This is a genomic window from Lacrimispora sphenoides (genome assembly GCF_900105215.1).
GTDB lineage: Bacteria > Bacillota > Clostridia > Lachnospirales > Lachnospiraceae > Lacrimispora > Lacrimispora sphenoides_A.
Genome location: NZ_FOIP01000001.1, coordinates 3238033 through 3262760 on the forward strand (window position 1 = coordinate 3238033; position 24728 = coordinate 3262760).

26 protein-coding genes are annotated in these 24728 nt (G+C 34.6%); 4 read left to right on the forward strand and 22 right to left on the reverse strand.

Features of this window, described 5'->3' with window-relative positions:
• The first annotated feature begins 398 nt into the window (after positions 1-398).
• Positions 399-1427 (forward strand): tyrosine-type recombinase/integrase, encoded by a 1029-nt coding sequence (locus BMW45_RS14700; protein ID WP_166433360.1) that lies wholly within the window; start codon positions 399-401, stop codon positions 1425-1427.
• A gap of 44 nt (positions 1428-1471) precedes the next feature.
• On the opposite strand, the gene BMW45_RS28985 is transcribed toward BMW45_RS14700, so the two are convergent.
• The 9 genes from BMW45_RS28985 to BMW45_RS14745 all read right to left on the reverse strand — a co-directional run bounded on the left by BMW45_RS28985 (position 1472) and on the right by BMW45_RS14745 (position 9802).
• Positions 1472-1591 carry an XkdX family protein gene (locus BMW45_RS28985; protein WP_092245000.1) on the reverse strand — a complete coding sequence of 40 codons (120 nt, stop codon included), beginning with the start codon at positions 1589-1591 and terminating at the stop codon, positions 1472-1474.
• 1 nt (position 1592) lies between these two features.
• Complete coding sequence (locus BMW45_RS14710; RefSeq protein ID WP_092245003.1) at positions 1593-2000, reverse strand: hypothetical protein; 408 nt, start codon at positions 1998-2000, stop codon at positions 1593-1595.
• A gap of 430 nt (positions 2001-2430) precedes the next feature.
• Positions 2431-3249, reverse strand: a complete 819-nt coding sequence (locus tag BMW45_RS14715; protein WP_092245005.1) for a hypothetical protein — start codon at positions 3247-3249, stop codon at positions 2431-2433.
• Positions 3249-4211 (reverse strand): hypothetical protein, encoded by a 963-nt coding sequence (locus BMW45_RS14720; RefSeq protein ID WP_092245008.1) that lies wholly within the window; start codon positions 4209-4211, stop codon positions 3249-3251. Before BMW45_RS14720 ends, BMW45_RS14715 begins: the two co-directional genes overlap by 1 nt.
• Positions 4212-4275: 64 nt before the next feature.
• On the reverse strand, positions 4276-4683 hold the full coding sequence (locus BMW45_RS14725) for a hypothetical protein (RefSeq protein WP_092245011.1): 408 nt from the start codon (positions 4681-4683) through the stop codon (positions 4276-4278).
• Between the two features lie 61 nt (positions 4684-4744).
• Positions 4745-5527, reverse strand: a complete 783-nt coding sequence (locus BMW45_RS14730; protein ID WP_092245014.1) for a hypothetical protein — start codon at positions 5525-5527, stop codon at positions 4745-4747.
• A 110-nt stretch (positions 5528-5637) separates the two neighbouring features.
• Positions 5638-6075, reverse strand: coding sequence for a hypothetical protein (locus BMW45_RS14735; RefSeq protein WP_092245017.1), 438 nt, complete (start codon positions 6073-6075; stop codon positions 5638-5640).
• 86 nt (positions 6076-6161) lie between these two features.
• Entirely contained in the window at positions 6162-9017 is a 2856-nt protein-coding gene (locus BMW45_RS14740; protein WP_092245020.1) for a phage tail protein, read from the reverse strand.
• Positions 9017-9802, reverse strand: coding sequence for a phage tail domain-containing protein (locus BMW45_RS14745; protein WP_092245023.1), 786 nt, complete (start codon positions 9800-9802; stop codon positions 9017-9019). Before BMW45_RS14745 ends, BMW45_RS14740 begins: the two co-directional genes overlap by 1 nt.
• A 196-nt stretch (positions 9803-9998) precedes the next feature.
• On the opposite strand from BMW45_RS14745, the gene BMW45_RS14750 reads away from it, so the two are divergent.
• Complete coding sequence (locus tag BMW45_RS14750) at positions 9999-10178, forward strand: hypothetical protein (RefSeq protein ID WP_092245026.1); 180 nt, start codon at positions 9999-10001, stop codon at positions 10176-10178.
• Here BMW45_RS14750 and BMW45_RS27855 read toward each other — a convergent pair.
• Together BMW45_RS27855 and BMW45_RS14755 are read right to left on the reverse strand one after the other, a co-directional pair.
• Positions 10170-10334 carry a hypothetical protein gene (locus BMW45_RS27855; RefSeq protein WP_166433361.1) on the reverse strand — a complete coding sequence of 55 codons (165 nt, stop codon included), beginning with the start codon at positions 10332-10334 and terminating at the stop codon, positions 10170-10172. The genes BMW45_RS14750 and BMW45_RS27855 overlap by 9 nt on opposite strands.
• 48 nt (positions 10335-10382) lie before the next feature.
• Positions 10383-15164: a hypothetical protein gene (locus BMW45_RS14755; RefSeq protein WP_092245030.1), complete on the reverse strand. Its 4782-nt coding sequence runs from the start codon at positions 15162-15164 to the stop codon at positions 10383-10385.
• A 102-nt stretch (positions 15165-15266) separates the two neighbouring features.
• On the opposite strand from BMW45_RS14755, the gene BMW45_RS27505 reads away from it, so the two are divergent.
• Positions 15267-15719, forward strand: a complete 453-nt coding sequence (locus tag BMW45_RS27505) for a zinc-ribbon domain-containing protein (protein ID WP_143057042.1) — start codon at positions 15267-15269, stop codon at positions 15717-15719.
• 471 nt (positions 15720-16190) lie between these two features.
• Here BMW45_RS27505 and BMW45_RS27860 read toward each other — a convergent pair whose 3' ends face one another.
• Positions 16191-16367: a hypothetical protein gene (locus BMW45_RS27860; protein WP_166433362.1), complete on the reverse strand. Its 177-nt coding sequence runs from the start codon at positions 16365-16367 to the stop codon at positions 16191-16193.
• Positions 16364-17176: a phage antirepressor gene (locus tag BMW45_RS14765; protein WP_092245033.1), complete on the reverse strand. Its 813-nt coding sequence runs from the start codon at positions 17174-17176 to the stop codon at positions 16364-16366. The genes BMW45_RS27860 and BMW45_RS14765 overlap by 4 nt, the downstream gene beginning before the upstream one ends.
• A 272-nt stretch (positions 17177-17448) precedes the next feature.
• Between BMW45_RS14765 and BMW45_RS14770 the strand changes: the two genes are divergently transcribed.
• Positions 17449-18051: a helix-turn-helix domain-containing protein gene (locus tag BMW45_RS14770; protein ID WP_092245036.1), complete on the forward strand. Its 603-nt coding sequence runs from the start codon at positions 17449-17451 to the stop codon at positions 18049-18051.
• Between the two features lie 351 nt (positions 18052-18402).
• Here BMW45_RS14770 and BMW45_RS14775 read toward each other — a convergent pair whose 3' ends face one another.
• The 9 genes from BMW45_RS14775 to BMW45_RS14815 all read right to left on the reverse strand — a co-directional run bounded on the left by BMW45_RS14775 (position 18403) and on the right by BMW45_RS14815 (position 24726).
• Entirely contained in the window at positions 18403-18807 is a 405-nt protein-coding gene (locus BMW45_RS14775; protein ID WP_242883037.1) for a PBECR3 domain-containing polyvalent protein, read from the reverse strand.
• Between the two features lie 622 nt (positions 18808-19429).
• Complete coding sequence (locus BMW45_RS14780; protein WP_092245042.1) at positions 19430-20989, reverse strand: phage tail tape measure protein; 1560 nt, start codon at positions 20987-20989, stop codon at positions 19430-19432.
• Positions 20990-21100: 111 nt separating this feature from the next.
• On the reverse strand, positions 21101-22072 hold the full coding sequence (locus BMW45_RS14785) for a tyrosine-type recombinase/integrase (protein ID WP_092245045.1): 972 nt from the start codon (positions 22070-22072) through the stop codon (positions 21101-21103).
• Between the two features lie 85 nt (positions 22073-22157).
• Positions 22158-22349, reverse strand: coding sequence for a hypothetical protein (locus BMW45_RS14790; protein WP_092245048.1), 192 nt, complete (start codon positions 22347-22349; stop codon positions 22158-22160).
• Position 22350: 1 nt separating this feature from the next.
• Complete coding sequence (locus BMW45_RS14795; protein ID WP_025234150.1) at positions 22351-22569, reverse strand: helix-turn-helix domain-containing protein; 219 nt, start codon at positions 22567-22569, stop codon at positions 22351-22353.
• Between the two features lie 330 nt (positions 22570-22899).
• Positions 22900-23391, reverse strand: a complete 492-nt coding sequence (locus BMW45_RS14800; protein ID WP_092245054.1) for a hypothetical protein — start codon at positions 23389-23391, stop codon at positions 22900-22902.
• 1 nt (position 23392) lies between these two features.
• A complete protein-coding gene (locus tag BMW45_RS14805) occupies positions 23393-23704 on the reverse strand; it encodes a hypothetical protein (RefSeq protein ID WP_092245057.1) in 312 nt (103 codons plus the stop codon).
• Positions 23705-23706: 2 nt separating this feature from the next.
• Positions 23707-24207 (reverse strand): RusA family crossover junction endodeoxyribonuclease, encoded by a 501-nt coding sequence (locus tag BMW45_RS14810; protein WP_242883039.1) that lies wholly within the window; start codon positions 24205-24207, stop codon positions 23707-23709.
• 138 nt (positions 24208-24345) lie between these two features.
• A complete protein-coding gene (locus tag BMW45_RS14815; RefSeq protein ID WP_092245063.1) occupies positions 24346-24726 on the reverse strand; it encodes a hypothetical protein in 381 nt (126 codons plus the stop codon).
• Positions 24727-24728: the final 2 nt, after the last annotated feature.

Below are 24728 nucleotides of genomic sequence, written 5' to 3' on the forward strand. Positions count from 1 at the left end.
TTTAAGCCTGGTAACAAACAGCCAACCTTCGGCATACAGTGTCGTACCATTAAAGTGCCTTGTCTGCAATACAACATTTTTACTGCTTTCAGATATCTTAATTATGCACGAATGTGTAAATGCTTGAAATCCGGCTGCAAGTACTAATGATGCTGATCCGCGACCGTCCAACTCATCTCCAACTTTTAAATATCGGTCAACTCGTGATGTTGTGGTCAAAGTTAATCTAATACTGGAGTTGACAATGTAAGTCCCTGGTGGCAACCAAATATTGGTTACTGACGTTATAGAATCTGTTGGCACGTTTATTGTTCCAGTAGCCATATCATATTCATAACCTAAATTGCTATTTAGTGAATATCAATCAAATGAAATAAAAAATGAAAGGAGGTGTAGCAATGTGCTCATCCATTACATCCAGTGTTATTGATAGTATAATGATAGAACTATCCGAAAATAACATAATAACAGCCGATAAGCTTTCAGATACTAAAATGATTTTAGAAATATGCCTTTTAAAATATAATATTTCAGAAATTGAACAAAAAAATGAGATTTCCACTGACGTAGATAGGACACAATTTTATTTACAACAATTTTTATTAAACATGAAATTACGAGGCTGTACTGCTGGAAGTATTAAGAGTTACAATAATGAATTAAAAAATTTTTTGTTATACATAAATAAACAAATTAATGATATCACTTATCATGATATACAAAATTTTTTGGCTTATGGAAAAATACACAAAAAATGGGCAGATAGAACATACAATATAAAATTAATTATAATCCGCTCTTTCTTTGCGTTTTTGTATGAAGAAGACTATATAAAAACTAATCCTGGGAAAAAACTTCATGAAACCAAGGTTGAACATAAAATTGGAATAATAGTAACCCCATATCAAAGGGAAGAAATAAAATGTGCTTGCAAAAATGAAAGAGAACAGGCAATGTGCGAAATGCTATATAGCACCGGTGCTAGAATAAGCGAGTTGTGTGCCTTGAATATACATGATATAAATTTTCATAACATGTCTGCGATTGTATATGGTAAGGGCAGAAAAGAAAGAGAGATATATTTTAACGCACCAACCAAATTACATCTTGAAAAATATTTGGATTCAAGGTCAGATAATAATCCGGCTTTATTTGTGATATCTAAAAAACCATATACAAGACTGACTCCATCTTCAGTTAGAGCTATGCTAAAAAGAATAAAACAAAGAGATGACAATATTGCGAATATTAAATTAACACCACATGTATTCCGAAGAACGGTAGGTACTGATATGATAAATAAAGGCGCCCCTTTGGAAATTGTTGCAGAAAAATTAGGCCATATAAAACTAGATACCACAAGACAGTGCTACGCTTCAATTAGCAGAAATACCGTACATCAAGCAAACAATAAGTACATTGGATAACAGAGGGAAACAATTAAAAATATCGCCCCCTCTGCTTGTTGTATTTATGGTATTAGAATATTATTCTTTTCATTTTCAGTAATCCATTTCTTAGAAACTGCATTTTCGAGTAACGTTTCAGATAATTTACCAGATTTAAATAACCACAATAACATTTCAAACATATCATTTTCCCTCCAATTCATTTAGTATTAAAGTACCAAGACTTTCTTTCATAGCCGCATTTTCCTTTTCTAAAGCAATAATTCTCTCATTTAAATCGGGTAGTTTAAACTCTCCAATTGCGACATCTGTTTTAATTTCTGTTATTCCATCCTCATCTGTTGCTACAACATATTCTTCAATGCTGTTTAACCTCCCAGCATATATTAAATCAGATCTTATCCAATCCGTTTTTCCAGAAAGTCCAATTTGAGAAATTTCTCCATTTGCTTTTATAATGGTTTTAATTTCATTAAGAGATAATGTCCCCATCTGAAAAGCAATTTTCCCTCCATTGTCGGACAAATCAACTCCTCCTACAACTAAGTCAAATTCAGCATTTCCAAATTTAATTTTTTCAATTTTATTCATAAATTCATTCCTTTCTTTTTTAAAATAAAAATAAGTCCGTATATGGGACTAGTTTGCGAGCAAGCTTAGTTATCTAAATAGCAATTTAGCTAATAGACTTATTTATGTTAGTGGGTTTTCCACTGTACCTGCAGCCAATATTAGGGTTGCGGTTGGTCAGATATCTGTAACTGTACCAGCTAATGCGGAAAACTTCGTGATTAATGCTTCATCATTAACCGCAGGTGGATTGACTAACGGCGAAAATATAATTGGAATTAGCTGGTATTCCACGGATCTTACTAGCATCTTTCCAATCGGATTTAGGTTGTCTTCGTCTAACCAAGTTGCTGTATATTTAAATAAAACGTCGACTGCTGAATTTACTTTAAATCTAAGGTATGTAACCTATTACTTTAAATCTTCTTAGTGTATATTTTAAATGATCATTTTAACTTGCTATATAAAAAACAGTACCCTCAACGTACGCATTCTTAGCGACTCCATCGCCATTTATTAGCTCACAGTGTAATCCCCACTTACCACTCTGTGAATGATATGTTTCTGTAGTAATGGCTGTAGTAGCTGATTTCACAGACACTATATGATTTCCAGTATACGGTAAATCCAGTAAAACATTGCCACTCGCATCTGTAGTGCCTGAATAATTAATTTTTTTAAATAACGAGTTTAAATTGCTATTTAGATCGGTAATGGATTGTTTAAGATTGTACGCTAATGCTGCACTGGCCGCTTTAGTTGTAATGTTTTCAAACTGGTTTGATATCATCGCCTTCAATAAAGCATTTTCATCTAAATCCATGGTTGTTGCAATACTTTTAGAGATTTTTCCTAGTATGATCGACCATGCTTCGTTGGCTATCAAGTTTGCCAGCTTTGTAGCTTGCTGAAAATTAGTATCTACATTCATTTTTCCGTCTGAACCAACTTTTGTCCCATCGCCCGATGTAGTAATACCAAATTCAGTTTGAGTGGCCTTCTTTGCACTAATTGTTCCGATTTCATTAATTTTAATAGATATATTATCAGGTTTTACTACACCAGGACTATCCTCAGTAGCAACGCCACCACCCTGTGCTGACAATTGATAATAATTTGTATTTGTTGGTAATGTTCCAATTGGAGGTAGAGTATGTACAAGATAACTACTCCCATTATAAGATACGACTCTGCCAACCTTATATTGTTTTGTATCAACCCATTCTCCATCTGGTATTATTGCTATTGTTCCATAATTTTTTGTTGCCATTATATCACTTCCTCCCCATAAAGATCTCCATCATCTATCCAAAAATCCATACCTTTGGCTTCGGTTTCGCTCATTAATTCACCAGTTTCGAAATCAATATAAAATAACGGGATAATTAATTTTGATGCAGTGTCTACCTGTTCTTTTAAATTCTTTGTTTGGCGATAGTACCATTCAGCGTTATCTTCAGTATCTTCGGGTATGATTCCGCCTTTAGCAAATCGCTGTGCCATATTTGCGTAATTATTCGCATCGTTAGCTTTCTGGGTAACATGTATTAATGTGTTATCTGCCGTATCTATTAACTGATTTGCCGTAGAAACCGCTGTGTTTGCTTGTGTAAGTGTATTGTTTACTTCGACCGTTAGCTGCTGAATGTAAGTTTCTGTTGACTGTATTAAAGCATCAACATTGGATTGCATTTCAGAAAATTGACTTTGATAAGTCGACATGTCATTTTGTATCTGAATGATAAGTTGATTAATTTCTTCTTGGCTTGCGTCTAAATCCTCAATTAGATCTGGAATGGTGAGAGCTTGCGATATCAAGTTTGACAACACATCAAAATCTTCGCTTGCAATTAATCCATCATAGTTAATCAACGATTTCTGAATTAATAAGTTCTGCTGTCTAGTAGAAATAACAGCAGGACTTCCAGGTTCTTGGATAACAAATTCGTATTTCACTTTACCTACTTTTGAAAGCATCCTGCTTGTCATAATTAAAATAGGATATCCATTTTCCCATGGCTCATCAAGCCAGTCATCAACGTATGGGGTTGACTCACCATCGGCCCACATTCGTATTCTAATAGCTTCGTTTCCTTTCAATGAAACCATGTTGCCCTTATCTGTAATCATTATCCTGTATTTACGAGATAGATTATCGTACTGCTTAACCTTCTCATATACATAACTCATTTCTTGTGATACATCGGCTCTTATAGATTTATAAGAAATCAAGATGAAACCTCCCTTCTATTGTGCTTTTTCAATAAAAAAGCGCTATTTACGCTCTGATTGTTTTTCATTTTATTTTAATTAATTTATCTAAGGCCAAAAGATATCCTGGCTCCAACATAAACGATGGGTTATTATCAACAAACTTGTCATAATCAAGTAGATATGGATCAATTTCAACCTCTAATTCTCCAAGTTTTGAAATCGATTCATCATATCTCTCGTGATCTTCATCACTCTTATAATTTGGAAGCACTTTGCCGTCTTCTAAGATCTTGGCATATTTACCTTCAATATCTTTGTAAAGATATTCTTTCATAAGTTTGTTTTGTTCTGTCTCGTAGTAAGTGCAGTGTTCTTTAATAATTCTTACATTTCTAAATATCCAATAGCTCATTTCTTGTGGCACTTTAATTCCGGATAGGCCACCAATAGCCCTATCCATATTTACGACTTCGTATAAATGTAATTTCATATATTCTCCTTATTTTAGGCAACAAAAAAGAGTAGGAGATTAATCCTACTCTTTTATATAATCATCTTATTTTCAGCTTACTATTTATAATTTTGGCACTTGGACAGTATTTTTCACATATTACATTCAGTATTTCTTTGTCGCCATCATTCATTCTGGGGCCAGTCATAATTTCTATGTCGCTAAAGAATTCAGAACCTATCTTTAAGTCAATATGATTTATTAATGTATCTACTCCAGCAATCATATTTTGAAGTACAGTGTTGTTTTTTGTTCCAAGTTCTTTTACTCCTCCCGCAAAGTAGTTTAATCTATATCTCCACTCGTTTTGAAAACCCCATTCACTTCTTTTATAAGTCCCAACATTATTGGTTGCTATTTTCATATGATAACCGGATCGACTTAATATATTTGGATACAACTTGTCACTATCATCGGTATATTGAACAGGGATTAGAAAATTATCCGTCGGCAATGAAAGTACCATATATTTATTGTTTTCACATAGTTCCTTTGGTAAATAGTGGTGGGAGCCTCCGTCTTTAGTATTACTTTCCGGACTAAATGTCCAATGATATACCTCGAATGGCAAGGACCTAAGTTTGATGCGTACGCCGGTCATATTGTAAGTGTACATGTTCCAAAAAGGAATACTTTCGCGAGCATCTGCAGTCCAAGAACTAATAAAAACGTACTTTGCAAAACTTTTAAAATCAGAAATAATAGATTCATCCATATCATCCATTTTATCTAACGGGTTAAATCTTATTGATCTGTTCTTTAATATTAAACTTAACGAACTTAAATTGGTATAATGATATAAGTGTTCTGGAATGATTGACATATAAATTACTCCCCATATAATTTTCTTTTATCATACACCAAATTTTACCAAAAGAAAACACCCGTCGACCAATATTTCGACAGGCGTTTTAATATTGAATATATATTAACTTATTTAACTTCTACATTATCAGCGGTACTAGTAACATTCTCTATCACTACCTGTCCATCTTTAATCCAAGCTCCATCAGAGCCTACTTTATATCCGTCCGGAGTTGTGGTGTCATGAAGCATTACCATATCTTCACCCAGATAGTAATACTTCCCATCACGAGAATCATGAAGCCATGTATTTTTTAATAAAAACCCATCTTCTCCACAATAGTACCAGTCATATTTATAGTTTTGTACCCATCTGTTTTTTACAATGCCATTTCCTTGTTCATAATATAACCAACCTTCTTGTCCGTTGCTGTCTTTCATTTTAAAAAATGGAACATCTTGTATATCATTTGTCCATGGAATTGGCGGCGCACTTGTCGCAAATACGTTACTCACCATCATTAGTGTCATTGCCGCTGATATCAAAATAATCTTAACCTTTTTCATACTAGCCTCCAAAATAAAAATTTAAATAATATAAGTAAATATTATCATATTAAAAGAAGTTATGCAAATATTATGCTCAGATTATTTTAATCCCAGTCAACATTTCCTCCCATATTTCGTATTGAATATCTAATTGCATCTAATCTGTTATATATTTGTTTAAACATATCCAACGCCCCCATCTTTGCTGTCCATGGATCAGTAAAGTAATAATCGTGTCTACACGTAACTCTAGCAGTAACAATATCTCCGGTTCCGAGAATTTCAACTGCATTATTCATTAAATCGCTTCCAATGGTCATTCTAGCAAGCTCTCCAGATGGCCCACCAGTAACAATATCTGTAATATTAACATACCCATTTGATGATCGTAGCGTTCCAGATCCATCAGCACTTACATAATAGTCTCCGAAATATACGCCACCATAGTTTGCTCTAAATAATCCGTTTCCTATATTAAGCACTCCATTAGTAATATTTACAGAATTGGCGGTTAAGTTTCCAGCATTGTTTACACTAAAGTTGTTTCCTATGGTGAGGCTACCTCCAGTTATCTCTACGTTAGAAGCATGTAGTTTTCCCTGGTTATTAAGCCAATAAGGAGCAGAAGATGGAGTAGCATTTCCCGCCCAATGAGCAATTGCTCCAGGCGTGGCATCAGAACTCATACCAACACCACCAGAATATAGTTTATTGTTGGCTATAGTCCATCCACCAATTAATCCTTCATCAATTTCGGCACGACCCTTAAATACAAGTTTCTTTGTATTAGCATCTACGTATAACAGTTTATTGGCATTCTCTGATATACTGAATATCTGACTTGGATTGTCAGGATTAATCTGCACCTTAAAACCATTGGTTGCCGAAGCAGTAAATCCATTTTCATCAAGAGTGAGTGTGTTATTCTTATTTTTAATCTTAAGAGCTTCTCCAATAAACAAACCACCGTATACAACATCTGCCGATATACCGTAATATGAAGTGGTTACACCATTATTAGTCACGTATACTTTACCGATGGCAAGTTTAGGATTTCTAAGATTAGTCCCCTCTGGCTCCTCAAATAATAATATCTGACGATTAGTAATCCAAAGTTTCTCTGGAGCATATTTGTTTAAGTCGGGTAGCCATTTTTTTAATAAAATGCCGGTATTATCAAGAAGTACTTCTTGATTCTTTCCGTTGCTTTCGATCTGTTGATTACTTAAATCTAGAAATTCCTTTTGAGTGCTATAAAAAGCTTCTTCAGCTTTCTTCGAAGCCTGATTCCAACCAGAGGTATTATACTTTAAAGCTGTACTTGTTTTATCAGCCAACTTCTGCATCGCCACAAAATCAAACCAGCCATCAGTAATACTCGACTTTGAGCTGAAAGTCAGCTTAAACTTACTGAAATCTTCCCAGTCAATTTCCATCTTAAGAAGTCTGGCTTTTAAAAACTCGTCGTCTGAATACTTGATCGCAAGAATATCGCCTAATTGAAGCTGATCTGTCCACTCTTTATATTTGAACAACACAGGAAAATTCACAGAGTTTACTTCCATATCAAACTGTGGATAGCATACCCTATTCAGTTCTTCGGCACCATGATTATACAAATCCTGTTTCATTTCCAGAATTTCAGCTTCGGTCATGGTAGAAGTGGCAATATATGAATTATCACATAAATTGTCTTCTCTCACAAACGGTTGCAATTCGTGATAAAGTTCTTCGCCTAGTATTTCATTAATTTTGACAACATAAGACTGTGCTTCCGTTTGTTTTGCTTTAATCTGACCTTCTTTAGCTGTTATTTGCGATTGTCTGACTGTAATTTCAGTATTTACAGCATTCCACAAAGTATTATAATTGTTATATTGCGTCTGTGCTACTGGATCAGAGTTTCTTTTATCCGTCAATACAGACATTTGTTCCTTGTATGTATTTGACTTTGCTTTTAATCCTACAAGACCATATTGCGACCAGTTAGTGCTTGATTCATCAGTAGGTATTTTATTATTCAGACTGTCTAGTTCATCTTGTAAAGTCTTTAACTGAGAGAGGGCAGTAGAGATTAGTCCCTTACTGCTTTCCATTCGCTGATAATATTCTTCCAGTTTATTCTTCAATGTAACACTCATATCATTGTAGAAGTAGCTAAAATTTGTTATATAATTGTTTCCCCCAGGATTCACAGAGGCAATAGACAAAGCTGTTCCGCTTGCATCATTACCGCCTGTAACATACAAGGCTGTTTTAATATCATCTTCATTCCATGTGATATTAAGTTCTTTGACTAAATTTCTAAATGATAATGCGATAGAAACTTCTTTTCCAATGTTTTCGGCCTTATAAACACTAACACTTCGGTCATTACTATCAAAAACAAATATACATTCAAAGGTTTCGGAAACATCACCAGTAAGGAAGTCATATGATGTAACACTATCATTATCAAAACTACGTCGATTTTTTGAGATTGCCGGGTCGATATGTTTAAATTTCCAACCAGGGTTCTTATCCATGAAGATATGTGCAATACTATGCAATTTATCATTTGCATCATAAATGGCATATCGGTCTAAACCGCCTTGTTCATCATCTTCAGTTCCCATAGAACCAAATGAAGTAAGATATGTTTGTTTCAATTCATAAGACAAATCATAGCAAGTAATTTCTCTATATGGATTGCCCCCATCTGTTTTTTCACTAATATCAGTAATCCGATACCAACCAACATCCTCTAACCATATGTATTTGCCAACTGAAATATCATCGTATCCTTGATTCTCAATCTTCTCATGGTACTTATAAATAGAAAACTTGAACTGTGACACTCCGACAATATATAATACAGAACTTTTGCTTTTTGCATTAAGCTGACAAATTAGTTTCTTATTTGGATAGGATAAAAAAACTCGTGGGACTACGGGTCTATTATAAGCATCAAATTTTACCATTAGAACGCCACCAACTTCCTGTGTTCTCTATATTTAATAACTCCTTCACAAGAAAGATTAAAAGTAAGTACATTGCTGCCGTCATAAAATCTAAGCCACTTTAAATTAGAATCGTTCAATACATCATGTCCAATAATAGAAGAGGAGATTATGCCATCTGGTGTTAATATAATCTTTTCACCAGAACTTACATTGCTGATTTTCGTAACATAATCAGAGTTGGTTTCTTGACTATTACTTATTTCAAGATTCCCAGATTCTAACATAGTGATTTCTATATATGGGAATATATGAATCTCTTCGTCGTTGACTATATATAAGTCATCAATGGTTTTATCATTGGTGAGAGAGAAGTAGTATTCGTGTTCCTCCGAAAAGGCAACTGCTGAAGAAGTAGAAACCGTAAATTGCATACCTACTGTATCATTTACTGCCCATACTTGAGGATTATTAATATTACAATGAAGCCATATATCAGAATAGTATTCGTCTTGTATAAACAGCCAGTTATAAACACCTCTTTTGCATAACCATTTTGATATTGCACGTTGTTGTTCTTGACTCATAGGAGACCCATCAGAATTTATGATTTGAAATGTAAATTCCATTGGCTTATCATAATTCTGCGATATTATTTCCCATTCTAAGGATTGTGAAGATTTATCAGTTATTAATTCTGTAGACTGACCACTGTATAGTCCTTGGTATTTATTATTTTCAAAATATACAGCTATTACACCAAATTCATCACTGCTGTTTTCACCAAATGTAAATAGACTATGCAATTTAATACCTCCTTCCGATTTGTTTTATTATATTGAACCTTTCATGGCTAAAGCCACGAGTGTTCTCGCCATAGCTAATAAAAGAGCCATGTTATTGGCTTCATATATTCAATGTCATGAACCTATGTTCTGATACCACGTTATTCCAATAGGTGATATAATCATTTTATATTTAATATAAAAGGGGGTTAATTTAATGAGTCCAGAACAATGTAAGAGAATAGTATACGACTTGTCACTGGAATATATGAAACAACGAAAATTATTATCAGATGTTGATTCAAATATTCCAGTAATGGTTAATCGTTTCGCCGATGTGTGCGATTCATTTTGTGATGCAGTTATAAAAAATGATAAGTTAAATAGATTATTTTAATGGCGCATCTTCAATATCATTTATAATTTCATGAAATAATGCACGAGTTTGAGACAATGATACTTTTCTATCTTTAAGCATGAGAAGTATCATTTCCTTTATAGTATCTTTATTCTGTTCTGCATATAACACGCTTTCCCTAGCTGTTTCAAACATTTTATTTTCTCCTGTGACAAAGGAGCATCAGTTAAGATGCCCCTCATTTTAGCGCTGTTTAGACATTTCCATCATTTTCTGTGGTATTTCTTTATCAATCAAGACATCAAGTCTTGCGTTTATTTGTGTTAGTACTTTTTCATCTGCATTACCCTCTACCACCATTAGTGGTGAATTCATTTGAATAGTTACCGGTTCAGATCTTCCAACATTCTTAAGTGAGTCAAGGTTATACTTAGGAACATTAATATTAATGGCGCCAATACTTTTCTTGAATGACTCAAACAACTCTGGGTTATGAGCGAACTCCCATAGCCTTTTTGTGGACTCATTATCAAAAATAGTATCTCCACCTACTGAATTGAGAACAGATCCGTTTTTAGCAACAATCAATTCTGGCCCATTTTCATTAACGTATTTTAATCCTGGCCTAGAATTAGTAGTACCACTTTTATATCCAACAGTGATGCTTCTCTTTTTAACATCATCATATGATATAGTTTTTCCGTCCCATACACCACTGTTATCAACATAATAATACCCATTGCCATCTTTCGTTTTGATAGCCATGTCTGTAGCCATAGTACCATCAGATTTCAGATAGTAGTCTTTACCATCTTTAGACTTTCTCCATGCAGATTTAACCATCTGACCATTCTCAGGCTCAAAATATCTCCACTGACCTGAACTTTCATCCCAGCCAGTTTTCATATAACCATCTTCATTGAAGTTATACTGTTTACCTCCAATGGTGTAGATGCCGTCAGAAGCATAATCATCATTAGAAGCGCCATACCACCAGCCTTTAGAGTTCTTTTGCCACGTTCCAGAACCGGTAATATCATCAAATGAAGCTGTATTATTACCATTAGCAGAAAATCCTTGCATAGTACTTACCAATTCTGTGAGCCTTGACAAGTCAATATTTGCGATATCAATATTAATCTGTGAAATAGCATCTGATACAGCGTCTTTAAATGTGGACACGGCGCTATTAGCTGACTCCCACGGAGAAGTTAGTTCGCTAGTCATGGTAACGTTATAATCGGTTCCATACTTAGTCAGGGTATTGTAGACTGTTTTGTAGTTATCTTTTACCTGTCCGAGATATTCTTCAATTACTTTCTTTTGTGCATCAGTGCTTGACTTAAGCTCATCTAATTCTTTTTTCTTTGCGTCCTGATAGTCCTCTGCCTGCTTATCTAGGCTTTCAAGAGTTTTATCATAAGCATAGTCAGCTTGTGTCTTGGATAAATCTTTCTTAGCATCGGATAATTGCTGTTCCAACTGCAATCTCTGTGCAATATCCTTCCTGTCGGTAGATAGTGACAGTTCATCAATTTTTGCCTGTAAATTATTAATGTCAGTCTGTTTCTCGCTAATACTTTCAAGATAATCCTGATAGTCCTTTTCGGTCTGTAATGCTTTCTTCTTGGCAGCAATTAAATTATTCATATCATCTATCTGTGCCTGGATTGCATTATACCTAAACTGCAAGATAGCTTGTTCAGCTTCTTTCGTAGCTTTTACTGCCGATAATTGTGCATTGGTATATTCATTGAGTTTTTCGTTATATTCGGCCTGTGTGAGCGAACCGTTTTCATACATCTCATTAATAGCGTTAATGGCCTCTTCGTAATCGGCGGCTTGCTGTTTTGCATTAGCATACTGTTGTCCTAATAGTGCAATTTTAGTGAGACCCTTAGATGTGAGCATTCCTCCATCTAAAAGTCCATCGTCACCAATTAGATCAGACATGGTGCTAATTCCACTATTAATTCTATCAAGCCCACTAGAAATCCTCTCTAGTTCCTCAAATGGCAAATTGATTAGAGCTTTTCTAAAATCGTTCATTGAAGATACGGCATCATTCATAGAGGAATTTACAGTAATTAACTCTTCATTATATTTTCTCCACTCCTCAGAACCTACTTTAATAGTTCCTTTACTTACTGCTTTTGACAATTCAATGGATAGAGAATTATACTTACTCTGCAATTGCTTATAAATTGCTTCCTGTTGATTTATCAGCTGTTTATAATCCGCTTTAGTAATGGATTCTCCTAATTCCTTTTGTAGATTCAGAAGATTGTTACTATATGAAGCGTACTTATTCATGAGCGAAACAAGACTATCAAAATCATTGATAATATTATCAAGCTTGGTCTGAGCAAGTTCTTTCATAGCCTTTTTTGTTTCATCTATCTTCTTACGAACTTCTTCGGCCTTATCGTACCACTCCTGATAGCCTTTGACATTCTTCGCAATTACCTCATCTGTAATGGTTTCAATTTCAAGAGTACCATTTTTAATCTTATCTATGTAGGTGGGAGAGAGATCGTAAGTTTTCGCTTTATTCTGGTAAGTATCCATCTGCGATTGTAATGCAGTAAGTTTATTTGCCATCTCGTCAATGGCTGTATCTGTGAAAGTATTTTTAGGCTTCCAATTCGATGTGTCAGAAATTTTATCTTGGATATTTTGTACCTTTTCGTCTACTCGCTTAATGGTAGTTTCTACCCAGTCGAATACCTCTGAAAAATCTTTTTTATCCTTTTTAGAGCCAGACGATTTATTTGCTTTTACACCATTATACGATGCGTTAACGCTTGCTCCCTTGCCTTTATATTCGGAAGCAGCCTTTATTGCATCTTCAGCTTCTTTTTCTGCATTTCTTACAAGAGCTTCATAACCTTCTTTTCCGCCTATATTGCCGCCAACACTACCTCCGGCCTTTAAGGTATTTAATGCTTGCAGTGCTGTGTTAGCACTACCAATTACTCCAACAAGAGAGATGATATTCTCAATGTCTCCACTGGTATCTAACGCGTTACCATTGAAAAACTCTTTTTCTAATACCAGTCCAGCCAGTGCAACTTTAGCTATGTCACTTTGAGTTGCTTCATCAATAATTCCTGGTATCTCACTAGCCGTAGCATTGGCAAGATCATTACTTACTTCTGCCGTATAAGCCTTTTGTGCTGCAAGGTGTTCCTGTGCCGCTGAAAGTCGAGACATTACAACTTCTTCAGCGTTAGCGACACCCATATTCTGAAGCATAGCAATAGCAAGATTAGCATTTTCATTTGTAAGTCCGTTTAGCACACCAGTACTATTGATCCATGTAGTAACCAATTCGTCAAATGCACTTTGAGTAGCATTTAAATCCTTGGGGGATGACGAAACCTTTTCGATGAAGTTTGCGTATGATTCGCCTAAATCATCAAAGTTATCCTTGAATTTCTTGTCGTCAAGCAGAGCATAGTCAAATGGATTATCTTTGTCAGATATGCTCTTCATGATTTTATCAAGGGATTCAAAACCTTCTGATAGAGAGTTGATGTTAGTGATTACTTCTTGTTTGGAGAGAGGGGGGAATGCTATTTCGCCAAATTTGCCAACATCACCTTGTACAATTTTCAATCTTTCAAGAACTGCAATGACATCTTCTGCACTTAATCCATATTCATCGGCTGCTTCTCTTAGTTTCTCGAAGTTTTCATTATCCCCGGCATCGCTTATAGCAAGAATATCTTCTTTAGATATACCACTTAATGTTTTTGCAAAATTCATTAATCCATCTTTATTTGACTTTAATGAATCTTCAAAATCGTATAAGTCGGTATCAGCCTGATCAAATACATCTGTAACAACAGACGCATAATCTTTCCAATCTGTACTTGTAAGGTCAATTGAATTTTTAACTTTATTTAAATTATCTCTTGCCGAAAGAATTTTAGTCTCATCACCGGAAGCTAATGCGTCATTATACTTTTGTACTGCACCTTTGACTTCTTCAAAACTCCGCGAGAGTTTATCATTTATAGTTATTTCAGCTTCTAATGCCGAATTGTACTTAACACCAAATTCGTCAATTTTATCTTTTGCATTATTTAACGAGGTACTTGAAAATCCAAGCACCGATCCAATATCATAGTCGTCGTTACCAAAGTCTTCTTGTAATGAAGTCACTTGATTCATGAAGTCTGTTATGGAATCGTATGCTTCTGTAGGGTTTGCTTTGATTCTTACGGTAAAAGTTCCAGTTGATTCATTTGCATCAACATCAAGGCCCATCTGTTTAGCTAAATTAAGAATATTGCTGCCGGATTCAGAATACATGCCAACGTCCATTGCAACCATATATGTCTTCTTAGAAGTCATTTGGGTCTTGGCATCTTCAATTCCTTTTCTATTCTCATTTAAAAACTTCTGTGCCACGGCTTTGTTCATAGCCAGAATAGCTTCTGTCTGATCTTTATATGCATCGGTAACGAGATTTAGCTTGCCATATTCTTCTCCATATTTATCATTTAATTCTTTCTGTAAAGAGAGAAGGTCGCTTTTTATTTCGTGCTGACGCTCTTCTGTAGTGTTTGCATTAGTTAATTCTTTATGTAATTCCTTATATTTATCTGCATATTCTTCAATAGTAGTGGAAGTATCACTGAATACAGATGCGGCTTCAGATGTGGATTTCCTCATTTGATCTACTGAATGTTTGTACATATTCCATGCAGTCAGTCCAGCGGTAATAGCGGCACCCACTAATAATATTGGATTTGCCAACATTGTTGACCAAAGCCCCTTTAGCGCTGTGCCAAATCCTGTGGTGGTTGCTGTGGCAGTGGTTTGTGTGGCAGATAGGGTGGAGGTGGAGTTTTTTATCAGTACAACATCAGATACCTGTGCCTTCATTTCCTTGCTTAAGTTGGAAGATGCAATTTTTGCAACCTTTTGAGTTTCTGATAAATGATCAAATTCATCTGATAGTCTACTAAGTATTTCGGCACTATCTAAACTCTTTAATTTATTTATTTCATCATACAAACCATAAAGATTTCCGAGGTCTTTAAGTTGCATAATTATTGATATTAAAATATTTGTATGATAATATAATAAAAAAGAAGTAGAGATCCAAGGGGGTAAAATATGTTAATTAAGTGTCCAGAGTGTGGAAAAGACATTTCAGATAAATCTCAAAGCTGTATTCATTGTGGTTATCCTTTAAATGAATCTATAGTCCATCAAAATACCTGTATCATTAACGGAACAAGTTATGACTTAACCGAAGAATTAAATGATTTAACTAACGATCTATTAGTTGTTGCTATCAAGAAAATCAGACAAAAAAGTCTTATAAGTTTAGGTGACGCAAATAATCTATGTAAAATTATTCGCGAAACAAAACAAGTACCACCGACATTTAATAGCACAAGTGAGGTAGTCCAACAAAATGTTCCGCGCTGTCCATACTGTAGCTCCACTGACTTAAAGAAAATATCTGGTTTCTCAAAGGCAGGAAGCGTTGCGCTCTTTGGAATCTTTTCTGTTGGCAAAGTAAGCAAACAGTGGCATTGCAATAGTTGTAAAAGTGATTTTTGAGTATTAAAAAGAGTAGGAGATTATTCCTACTCTTTTATTTGAGTCAAAGAACTTATGTTCCGACTACCAATATATGGAAAATAATGGTAATATTATTTTAAGCAAACCTACGCATGACTTGAACGGAAAGGATTTGTTGTTGACAGAGTTTTTCTCTTTCGTGTCTGCCGTTGCCGATGTAATTGCACTATTTTACATTATCATAGACCACCACAATCATATAAAGCAGTAATATAATGAAACATCGTGAGCCTAACGAAAACTGGTATACCCGTAGGATTATCAGTCTTGTTCAGAATAATGTTCTTGTCTGGTATTGATGTGACGAACAGGTTTGCGGTTGCCATTATTATTTGTAGAAGTTGTTGGTGTGAATACTGCATAAGACAGTCGATTTCCAGTCCACACTAGTTTTAACTGATTTGCGATTATTGGGATAGTGAGTTTTATATCACTATCCCGTTTCAATTACTACGACATATCCACGCTCATCTCATAAGCCTGACAGATATTACCGCCATAATCATACTCTGACAATTTATTCTTAACTATATCAACTTCATCGTGCCTATAGTTTTTCTCGAATATTACCTCTGATTTAAATGGATCAAGATGAATCACTATTGCCTTTATGTATTTTCTCATCATGCTACCTCCAACTCTTGAATTTTGGATAGAAGAGTAGTGGCATCGAACTTGTCCAACACATTCTTTTTCTGCATCAGATTATATATGTAATTTAAGCCCTTTGGACTTACCATGGTTACGCTTGAAACATGTCCATTTTCTGACTTTGAAGTAATAACCTTGAACATTCCATTATTTATAAACTTACCATATGGAATGTTAAAATTACTCTGCTTAGTTAGTACCTTGCATCTACGTAGGAATTCAAACAGTTTATTACGTCCAATTTCTACCATTGCCGCTACATCAATGAATTGCAAGTACCCTTGTGCAGTCATTAAATCAACATAAGCCTTTGCCTGTGGCTCTAACTGTTCAATCTGTTCCTTGTACTTCTGATTCTGATTAAGTAAATCTTTTACCATCGACAGTTTAGTGTCTTCGTTGAATGATGGAAAATATCTGTCAATAAATTCTGACTCTCTTCCAGTCTCTACAGCCCCACCAGTAGTACGGATTTGTTTGAGATACTTCTTGATTGCTTTCTTCAACGGTTTGGCGATTTCCTTTTTTGAATACATACAAGCATCGTATAACCCATCTTCATTTAAAACAATGGATTTCTGATTCCCACCAGGGGTACACACTAACTGTGTATCCTTGTATTCTTCGTCAACCTTTCTTGCAACCGTATACCCATCACGTTCTCCAAGCCATTCAGCCACGTCACCTGCTACAAACCATGGCGATTCGATGCTACCGTACATCTTAATTTTCTTACTAAGAATCTCAGTCTCTTGGATAACTGTTAATACCTGCTCATTACTCATAATGAACCTCCTTCTGAAAAATATGTTGATTGATTCAAAAGAAGTGTGTTATAATACCTTACGTATAGTTGGTGTATAACACACCTCTCAATAACCGCCTTAGACCGTCCAAAGTTGAGGTGGTTATTTTTATTGATACATTGACTTTTGTACTATAATGATATATATTATTCATAGAGCAAAATTTGTATCATGAGTGTATTATAATCTATAGTTCTAAGCGTGTCAATACAAAATTTGCATTATAAGTAAAAAAAGGAGGTAAGTGCAAAATGAATAATGAGGTCATGGTAAACTCAATAAAGTTACTGTGTAAAAATAACAATATATCTGCTAGTCAGTTAGAAAAAGATGTAGGTCTGAGCCAAGGATTAATTAGTAAATGGCAGAAAACTATGCCATCTCTAGATAAAATCATTGACATCGCCAACTATTTTAATGTCTCAATTGATGATGTTGTTGGTAGAAATAAAAAACAGGAAGAGTTAATACAAACTTTATTACAACTTACAATTGATAAAGTTGTTAACTGGAAAGATGATGATATAGAAAGATCTCCATTGGATAATATTGAAGATTTATTTTCAATATGTTATGAAGAAAATGAAATCTACTATGCTAAATATGAAGATGGATATTTCTATCTCTTTACACAATACGAAACCGATTTTGGAATTATGGAAAACAAAGAACTACAATTATATATACAGCCAGATATAAATAGTAATCCTGTGTTACAAACGGATAGTTATGATGAGCTAAAGGATCTCTGGCTAATTGTAAGAGAAAGTACGCGTGGGTTGCCAGATGAATATAAAGCTGAGAAGCTAAAAAATAGTTTTTTGAGTAAATACAAAAATAAACTAAAAAAATAAATAAACGATTATTAAAAAAGAGCCGACTATCTAACATAGTTGGCTCTAAACTTTGTTATATTAATATAATAAAACCCATTCAATTAAAGAATAGGTTCTCAAATACTGATGAAAAAAGGTAAGTTATTTAGCCGGGTGGCACTCCGGTCATCTCTTTAAGACCCATAGGGCGTGATAGCTGCCTGTTCTATCCTTAAATAACCACCTATCTTAATATAGAAAAAGCATAATTATTTTGGATGGGCGGTGTATCCATCATCTCAGGTACTCTTGCGAGTGCGTCGGGAACCATTTCCGACCTCAAAATAATTATGCCTGCTACTATTGTATTAATGTTACACATATAATATACTACGAATTTTCATCATTGTCAATAGAAACGTTTCTAATTCTACCGCTATGCAAACGTCTTTCAATCTTTGATTCCTGTATATCATGGACAGTTGAAACGTATAAATAATTCCCCTCAATATCTAATTTTATCCCAATCATAATATTGTCTTTATAGCGTTTAATAATCTCTATTGATGTTTGGCTTTCATTTGGATTCACTCCAACATAATCCGGGTTTTCTATTATATCAGGAATAAAATCAATATATTTTAAAGACTTATAATGCTTACGCTTTACCATGTGAGCAGGTAAGCCCTTAGATCTGTATATATTCAATGATTCAAGTTGTATATTTAAAAGATCATTGTATTTAGAATTATATTCTCCCACTTTTAGTAATTCTTCTTTTTCATTTTCTCCCACACCCATTACCCCTGTCAATTATTATGGATTAATTATATAACATAATTTTCCATATTTCTACAAGAACGTAGGTTCTTACAAAGGGGTGTTTTACATCTTGAACGCATAAATATTTCCTTTTTTTAGTATATCTATTTGATACATACTTGTTAATATCCAACGTCTTTGAAACGCTGATATTATATATACTTTAGAACATGCATTAACAGCACACAAAATCAGGCTTTTGCATACTGTGAGGAATGGTGCTCGTTGAACATTCCCTATCCTTTATGACTTTATCCCGACATTGCTTTCGCAATTGCTACCATCGGATTATATGCCACGACATAGCGTAGATAGGGTTAGCTGCTTCGTTGGTGATTGTACTTCTGTCGGGAATTATTTTTTATCCCTAGAAATCTCACTCCGGTGTATAAACCGTTTGACTTATTTGCCTTATTTTTCGGCTTCTTCTAAAATAGAAGAGTAGTGAGCGTTACACTTTCAAGCAATTAATCCTCTTTTTATTTTAAAACTTTCGTCTCTAGGAATTGTATATACCGCCATTATGGTATTTTCTTCCCCTAGATAGCCCAACTAAATCCCTCGGAAAGATTTAAGTGTAACTCTTATTTCAGAGTCAAGCGAAGTTTTTTACGAATGATGCAATACCTGCACCAGACACAAGTGTTGGCAAAATGCCAAAGTTTCGAATTAATTCAGTAAATACATTGTTTAATGTTGTTCCAGATTCTATAAGTACTTTTAAGAAGTTGGAATTTACAACAGTATTAGATAATGTCTGGAATGAAGCATTTAGTTGCTGTAATTTCGCATCTAAACTCTCAGCCCATCGATCTTGCTCTTGTTGAGCAGATCCATCTGCATTCATTGCTGCACTTAAAGCTTTTTGAATTTGTCCAGATTGGAAAGCCGTAAGAATGGCAGCACCTTGATTTGCCCTCTGTTTCCCAAACATGAGTTCTAAGAGCGTAGATTTATCTAAATCGTTTACATCTTTCCATGCTTTTGAAACTTCCTCTAAAATTTGGTAAGTACTTTTTAGTTTACCATTCTGTTCATCAAGAATATTTACTTGGCCTTTGGTGAGGTTGTAAATTTGAGTCTGGTTTTTACTTACACTATTAATATCCTCATAGGCTTCACCAATTTCTTCAAGTTTACCTTTCATGGAAGCCAATCGAAGAGAAGCGACCTTGAGCATATTTCCTAGCTCCCCAACTTCTTGAGTGATCTCCCCGCCACCAGTAAGCATAGCCACCGTCTGTTCAAGGGTATTCCCCTGTAAAGCTAACGCAGAAGCTGAGTTTTTAACACCTTCTCCGATACCTTTTGAGGTTACAGCGAACTCATTACCTAATTTATTGTAAATGTCTATCAGTTTAATACTATCTGAGGTTTGAAGATTAAAACCCTTAAGCGCGGTGACCATGTCAGAGACAGCAGTGTCATCATCGACCTCTCCAACGTTGGAGTAAATAGACGAGATTTTGGCTAAGTTAGCGCTTTGGTCAATTGAATATCCTAATTTGGCCCAGTTTGCCGTTTGTTCAACTAAACTAGATACAGATCTTCCCAATGTTTGCGCATCTTTATTCGCATTAGTAAGAAAACTTCTATATTTTGATTCTGTTTCATCTGTAACCTTATAAAGGTTTGTCATAGCAGTATTAATTTCTATGACATTCTTTGGCATTTGCCTCAGAAGTTGTACAACGGTAGCAATACTTCCCGTAACCAACGCCCACTCTCCAAATTTCTGGCCGGCGGCAGCGAATGTGTCACCTATACTTTTACCAGTCACTCCTAAAGCGTCTGCTTCGGCTTTTACACCTCTGAACCGTTTTTGTAGATTACCGAAATCTGATTTATTATCGATTTCTTTCAGTTTGATAAGTAATTCATCAAGCGTACCACCAAATTCTTTTTCGGCGGCTGAGTTAACTCTACGCCACGCTTGTATCTGATTAGTAAAAGTAATTTTGTCAATTTCTTTTAAACCATCTCTAGCCTTAAATATTTGGTTGGCATATTTTTTAGCGGTTTTGTCATCAAGTTCCACGTCGAATTTAAGTTTATATTGTTCTTTTACCTGTGCAATTAATTTTGGTAATTGCTCATTCTTCAATTTCGATGAGTCAATCATAGTTTGAAGAATGAGAGAAATATTGTCGGCCATGTAACACCCCTTTCATATTTTTTGACATAAAAATAACTGCCACACAAAAGGAGAGGCAGTAGTAATAGTAATGTTTTTATATTTTTGATTTACAAGCAAAGTGGGATTTTATTAGATATTATATTTATCTTTTGCTTCCCTTAATTTCTTTTTATCTTGACGAAGATAAAATTTCTTAGTTACATCAAGCCCCGAATGGTTCAATAGTTCACTTATTTGTTCTATTGGGCAGCCCGCAAGTTTGAGGAGCTGACTACCTGAATGCCTAAAATCATGCGGATGCAATGTTGGTACATTTATCATTAATCCGATTTTCTTTGCCCACTCAGTCAGCGTAGTTGTGTTTATTGGCTGAAGTTTCCCTCCATAATTTGAGTAAAATATCCAACCTCCATCTATGATATCATTGGCTTCACGATATTCTTTTAACTCAGATAGGAGAGTGGCAACCTCTTCGTTAAAGTACAATGTTACAATTTTACCTTCTTTTTCAAGAACGTCATTACATGTTCTTTCCTCAAAATCTACTTGATCCCAACGAATACTAGATACAGCGGTGACTCTAGCCATAGTAGACAGAGAAAACAGTGCATACAATTGAAGTTCTCTGCAATTCAACTTCTCTGTATCCTTATATTCCTGTAATTTATCTCTCATTAAGGAAACTTGATCTTGTGTTAAGAAAGTTTGTACGGCTATATCGGTGTCCTTTTGTGGTCTATCAATAAAATCCATCGGATTTTCTGAGATAACTTTTTTCTTTCTAAGAAATTTATAGAAAGCTGAGATAGAAGACATACGCCTTTTCATTCTACGAGAATTATTTCCTTCGGTCTTACAATAATAAAAGAACTCTGTAAGATCATCTTCATCTAATTCAGTAATGCATTGGTTTCCTTGATTATCGTATATGTAAATAAACCAATGACTTAAATCATTATCGTATCCTTTCATGGTCTTTTCCGATAATTCTCGTAGCTCCATATCCATCTTATACTTTTTATATAATTTCTTTGTTTCGGTGTTGACATTTTTTAACTTTTCCTCATTAAAAAAATGTATACGTTTACTGCGCTCTGCCATACAAATCACTTCCTTTCATTTTTCATACAAAAAGCGCCCATACCTGTTACAGCATGAGCGCCTAAAATCTAAAACAAATCAGTATTTAATTAGAAAATACAGCTTTAAAAAATCTTGGGTAAACTTCCCATTTGGCCTCTGGATACTTTTCGATATTCTTATCTACAAGATCATGAACTTCTTGAATCGTGCCCTTATTCTCATCAACATGAATAATTTTGCCGCCAGTAACTCCAATCTCCTCACAAATCACATTATAATACATCTTCTCAGACATATTACTCCCCCTTTTCTTTTTCACAATATTCCGTATATTCTACTAAGTCATCTAATGTCACATTTAAAGCATATGCCAATTTACACAACGTTAATACGCTAGGAATGGCTTGCTCATTCTCAATCCTACTGATTGTCGACCTATCAACCCCCGATTTCTGCTCAAGTTCTCTTATTGATATACCTTTTTCTATTCTTACGTCACGTAATTTTATAAACATGCAAACACCTCTACAATTTAGTAGTATCCATAGTATTTGCACAAGCAATAAATTTATTAATGACATAATATCACATAATTTCCCAAAAGTCGGTTGTTAGAAAGCAACCATTAATTACATTATCTAATATGTGTTTTTCAAACATTAGTGTAAATTATCAATATTACAATATTTACATAGCCCAGTCACTTCATCTTCTGATCGAGCAATATCCTCTCCACATATATTGCAATAATGCCTTTCGACTCTATAACATGGGCAGGAGTCATATAAACAAGGAAGACCACAATCGTAGCACTCAGATTCGTATTTTACCAAAACATTATCTCCTTATTTAATTGTCAGGCCAGCAGTACTACTCAAATACTTCTTGAAATCTACAAATAAATCATAAATACCACCATGGTTCACAGAGTCTACAAAAGACTGCCAAAAGTCTCCGTCTGTTACAGCGATAGACTCCTGTCCATGTATACCGCTTCTCATCAAGTCCCAAACGTCTTCTACGGTATCACCGGGAATAGATGAAACTGTTCCTGTAATGGGATTTTTCCACTTTGCCGGGTCATATGATACTTTACTTGGATCGAGATAGATTTCCATAGATATGGTTTTACCTGACATTTTTATATTACTGACCATAATAGCATTAATAATTCTGTACTGTCTTTCGTACATTTCTGGCTCAAATTTATCATAAAATTCACTGTAAATAAATTGCTCCAAATATCTTGGAAGATCTTCCTGCAACTGTTTATATTTAGCAACAATCATTTTAATAATATAATTATCAATTTCACTTGGACTGATAGTTTTGCCCATATTATTTTACAGCCTTTAATTCAGCCATCTTTTCTGCATGAGCATTTTCACTTATGGTCTTGTAATAGTCAGAGGTTAACTCTGGATTATTAGCCACCTTTGAGATGTTGTCCATGAATTTCTTCATGTCATCTGGGTTGAAGTTTCCGGTGAATCCAGACATTGATTTAATTATCTCTTGCTGTTCAAGCGTTACCTGTTTCTGTAGCTCCATGAGGTCACTATACTGATTTAACAGCAGAATAGTAAGCGCCTTCTTTGCCTGGTTGTATTCTTTTCTTGCAATAAAATATTCTTTAATTTTCTTAAACATATTTATTCTCCCTTAATCTTTTTATATTTTTTACATGCACCATCAATAATTTCTTCTTGTACGCGCCCTTCTTTTGCCTGTTTCAAAATACTGCAATTTCGTTTATATCTGGTACAACCGATGCAATTAGATTCAAAATTTTCTAATTGTGAAATATCATTAAATATTCCTATGTAGTCAACAGGACAAATCGTAATTTCTATTCTAGGATTTTTACCATCGTAATAAATTCCTTGTACGCGTTCGCATAATTGAGTGTCATCTATCCATACACAACCAGTATCAGTGATTGCATCTGCCAGACACTTAAAAACATTGTTTGCATCCATATCTGTTCTTGGAAAGTAAAAAACACAGTCCATGTAGTAATGACTGTATTTATTATCTGAAATTATCCAATTTTGTTTTATAACTTGCTCTTTCACGTATTTTGCAAATTCCTTTTGATATTTTGATGCTTCTGGCTTTTTATAGCTTACAGCCATAGGTTTTCCATTTTTCAAAATCCCGCGCCAACCAAGATAATGGTTTACTGAAGGAGGAATGGGAGATATTAATTCTAATTTATTAATTTTGTCACCTCATATTATCCATTAAAATAGGACAGAAGAGTAATGATTACTCGACTGTCCATCAACTACTTACCATTTAAAATTTGGTAGGATTTGATACAGAATTGTTACAATGATCCCACCTATGAATACCCACCATGCTTTTTCTTTGATATTATCCATGAACCTTTTTGTTTCTTTCGCTGGACGATTTTCAATTTCTGTTACTTTGGTGGTAAGTGCATCTTGCCCGGATTTTACTTCACTTATATCTTCTCGTAACTGAGTGCGTAATTGCATCATTGAATTCGTTAGGTTCTCTACTGAATTGACTAATTTATAGATGACTTTTTGTTCACCTTTAAGATCTTTTATATCGTCTTCGCAAGTTTTTATGCGTCTATCTTGTTCTCCGATTTTTACACTTGCATTTTCAACCTTCACAGCAAGTTCAGGATACTTTTCATCCATAT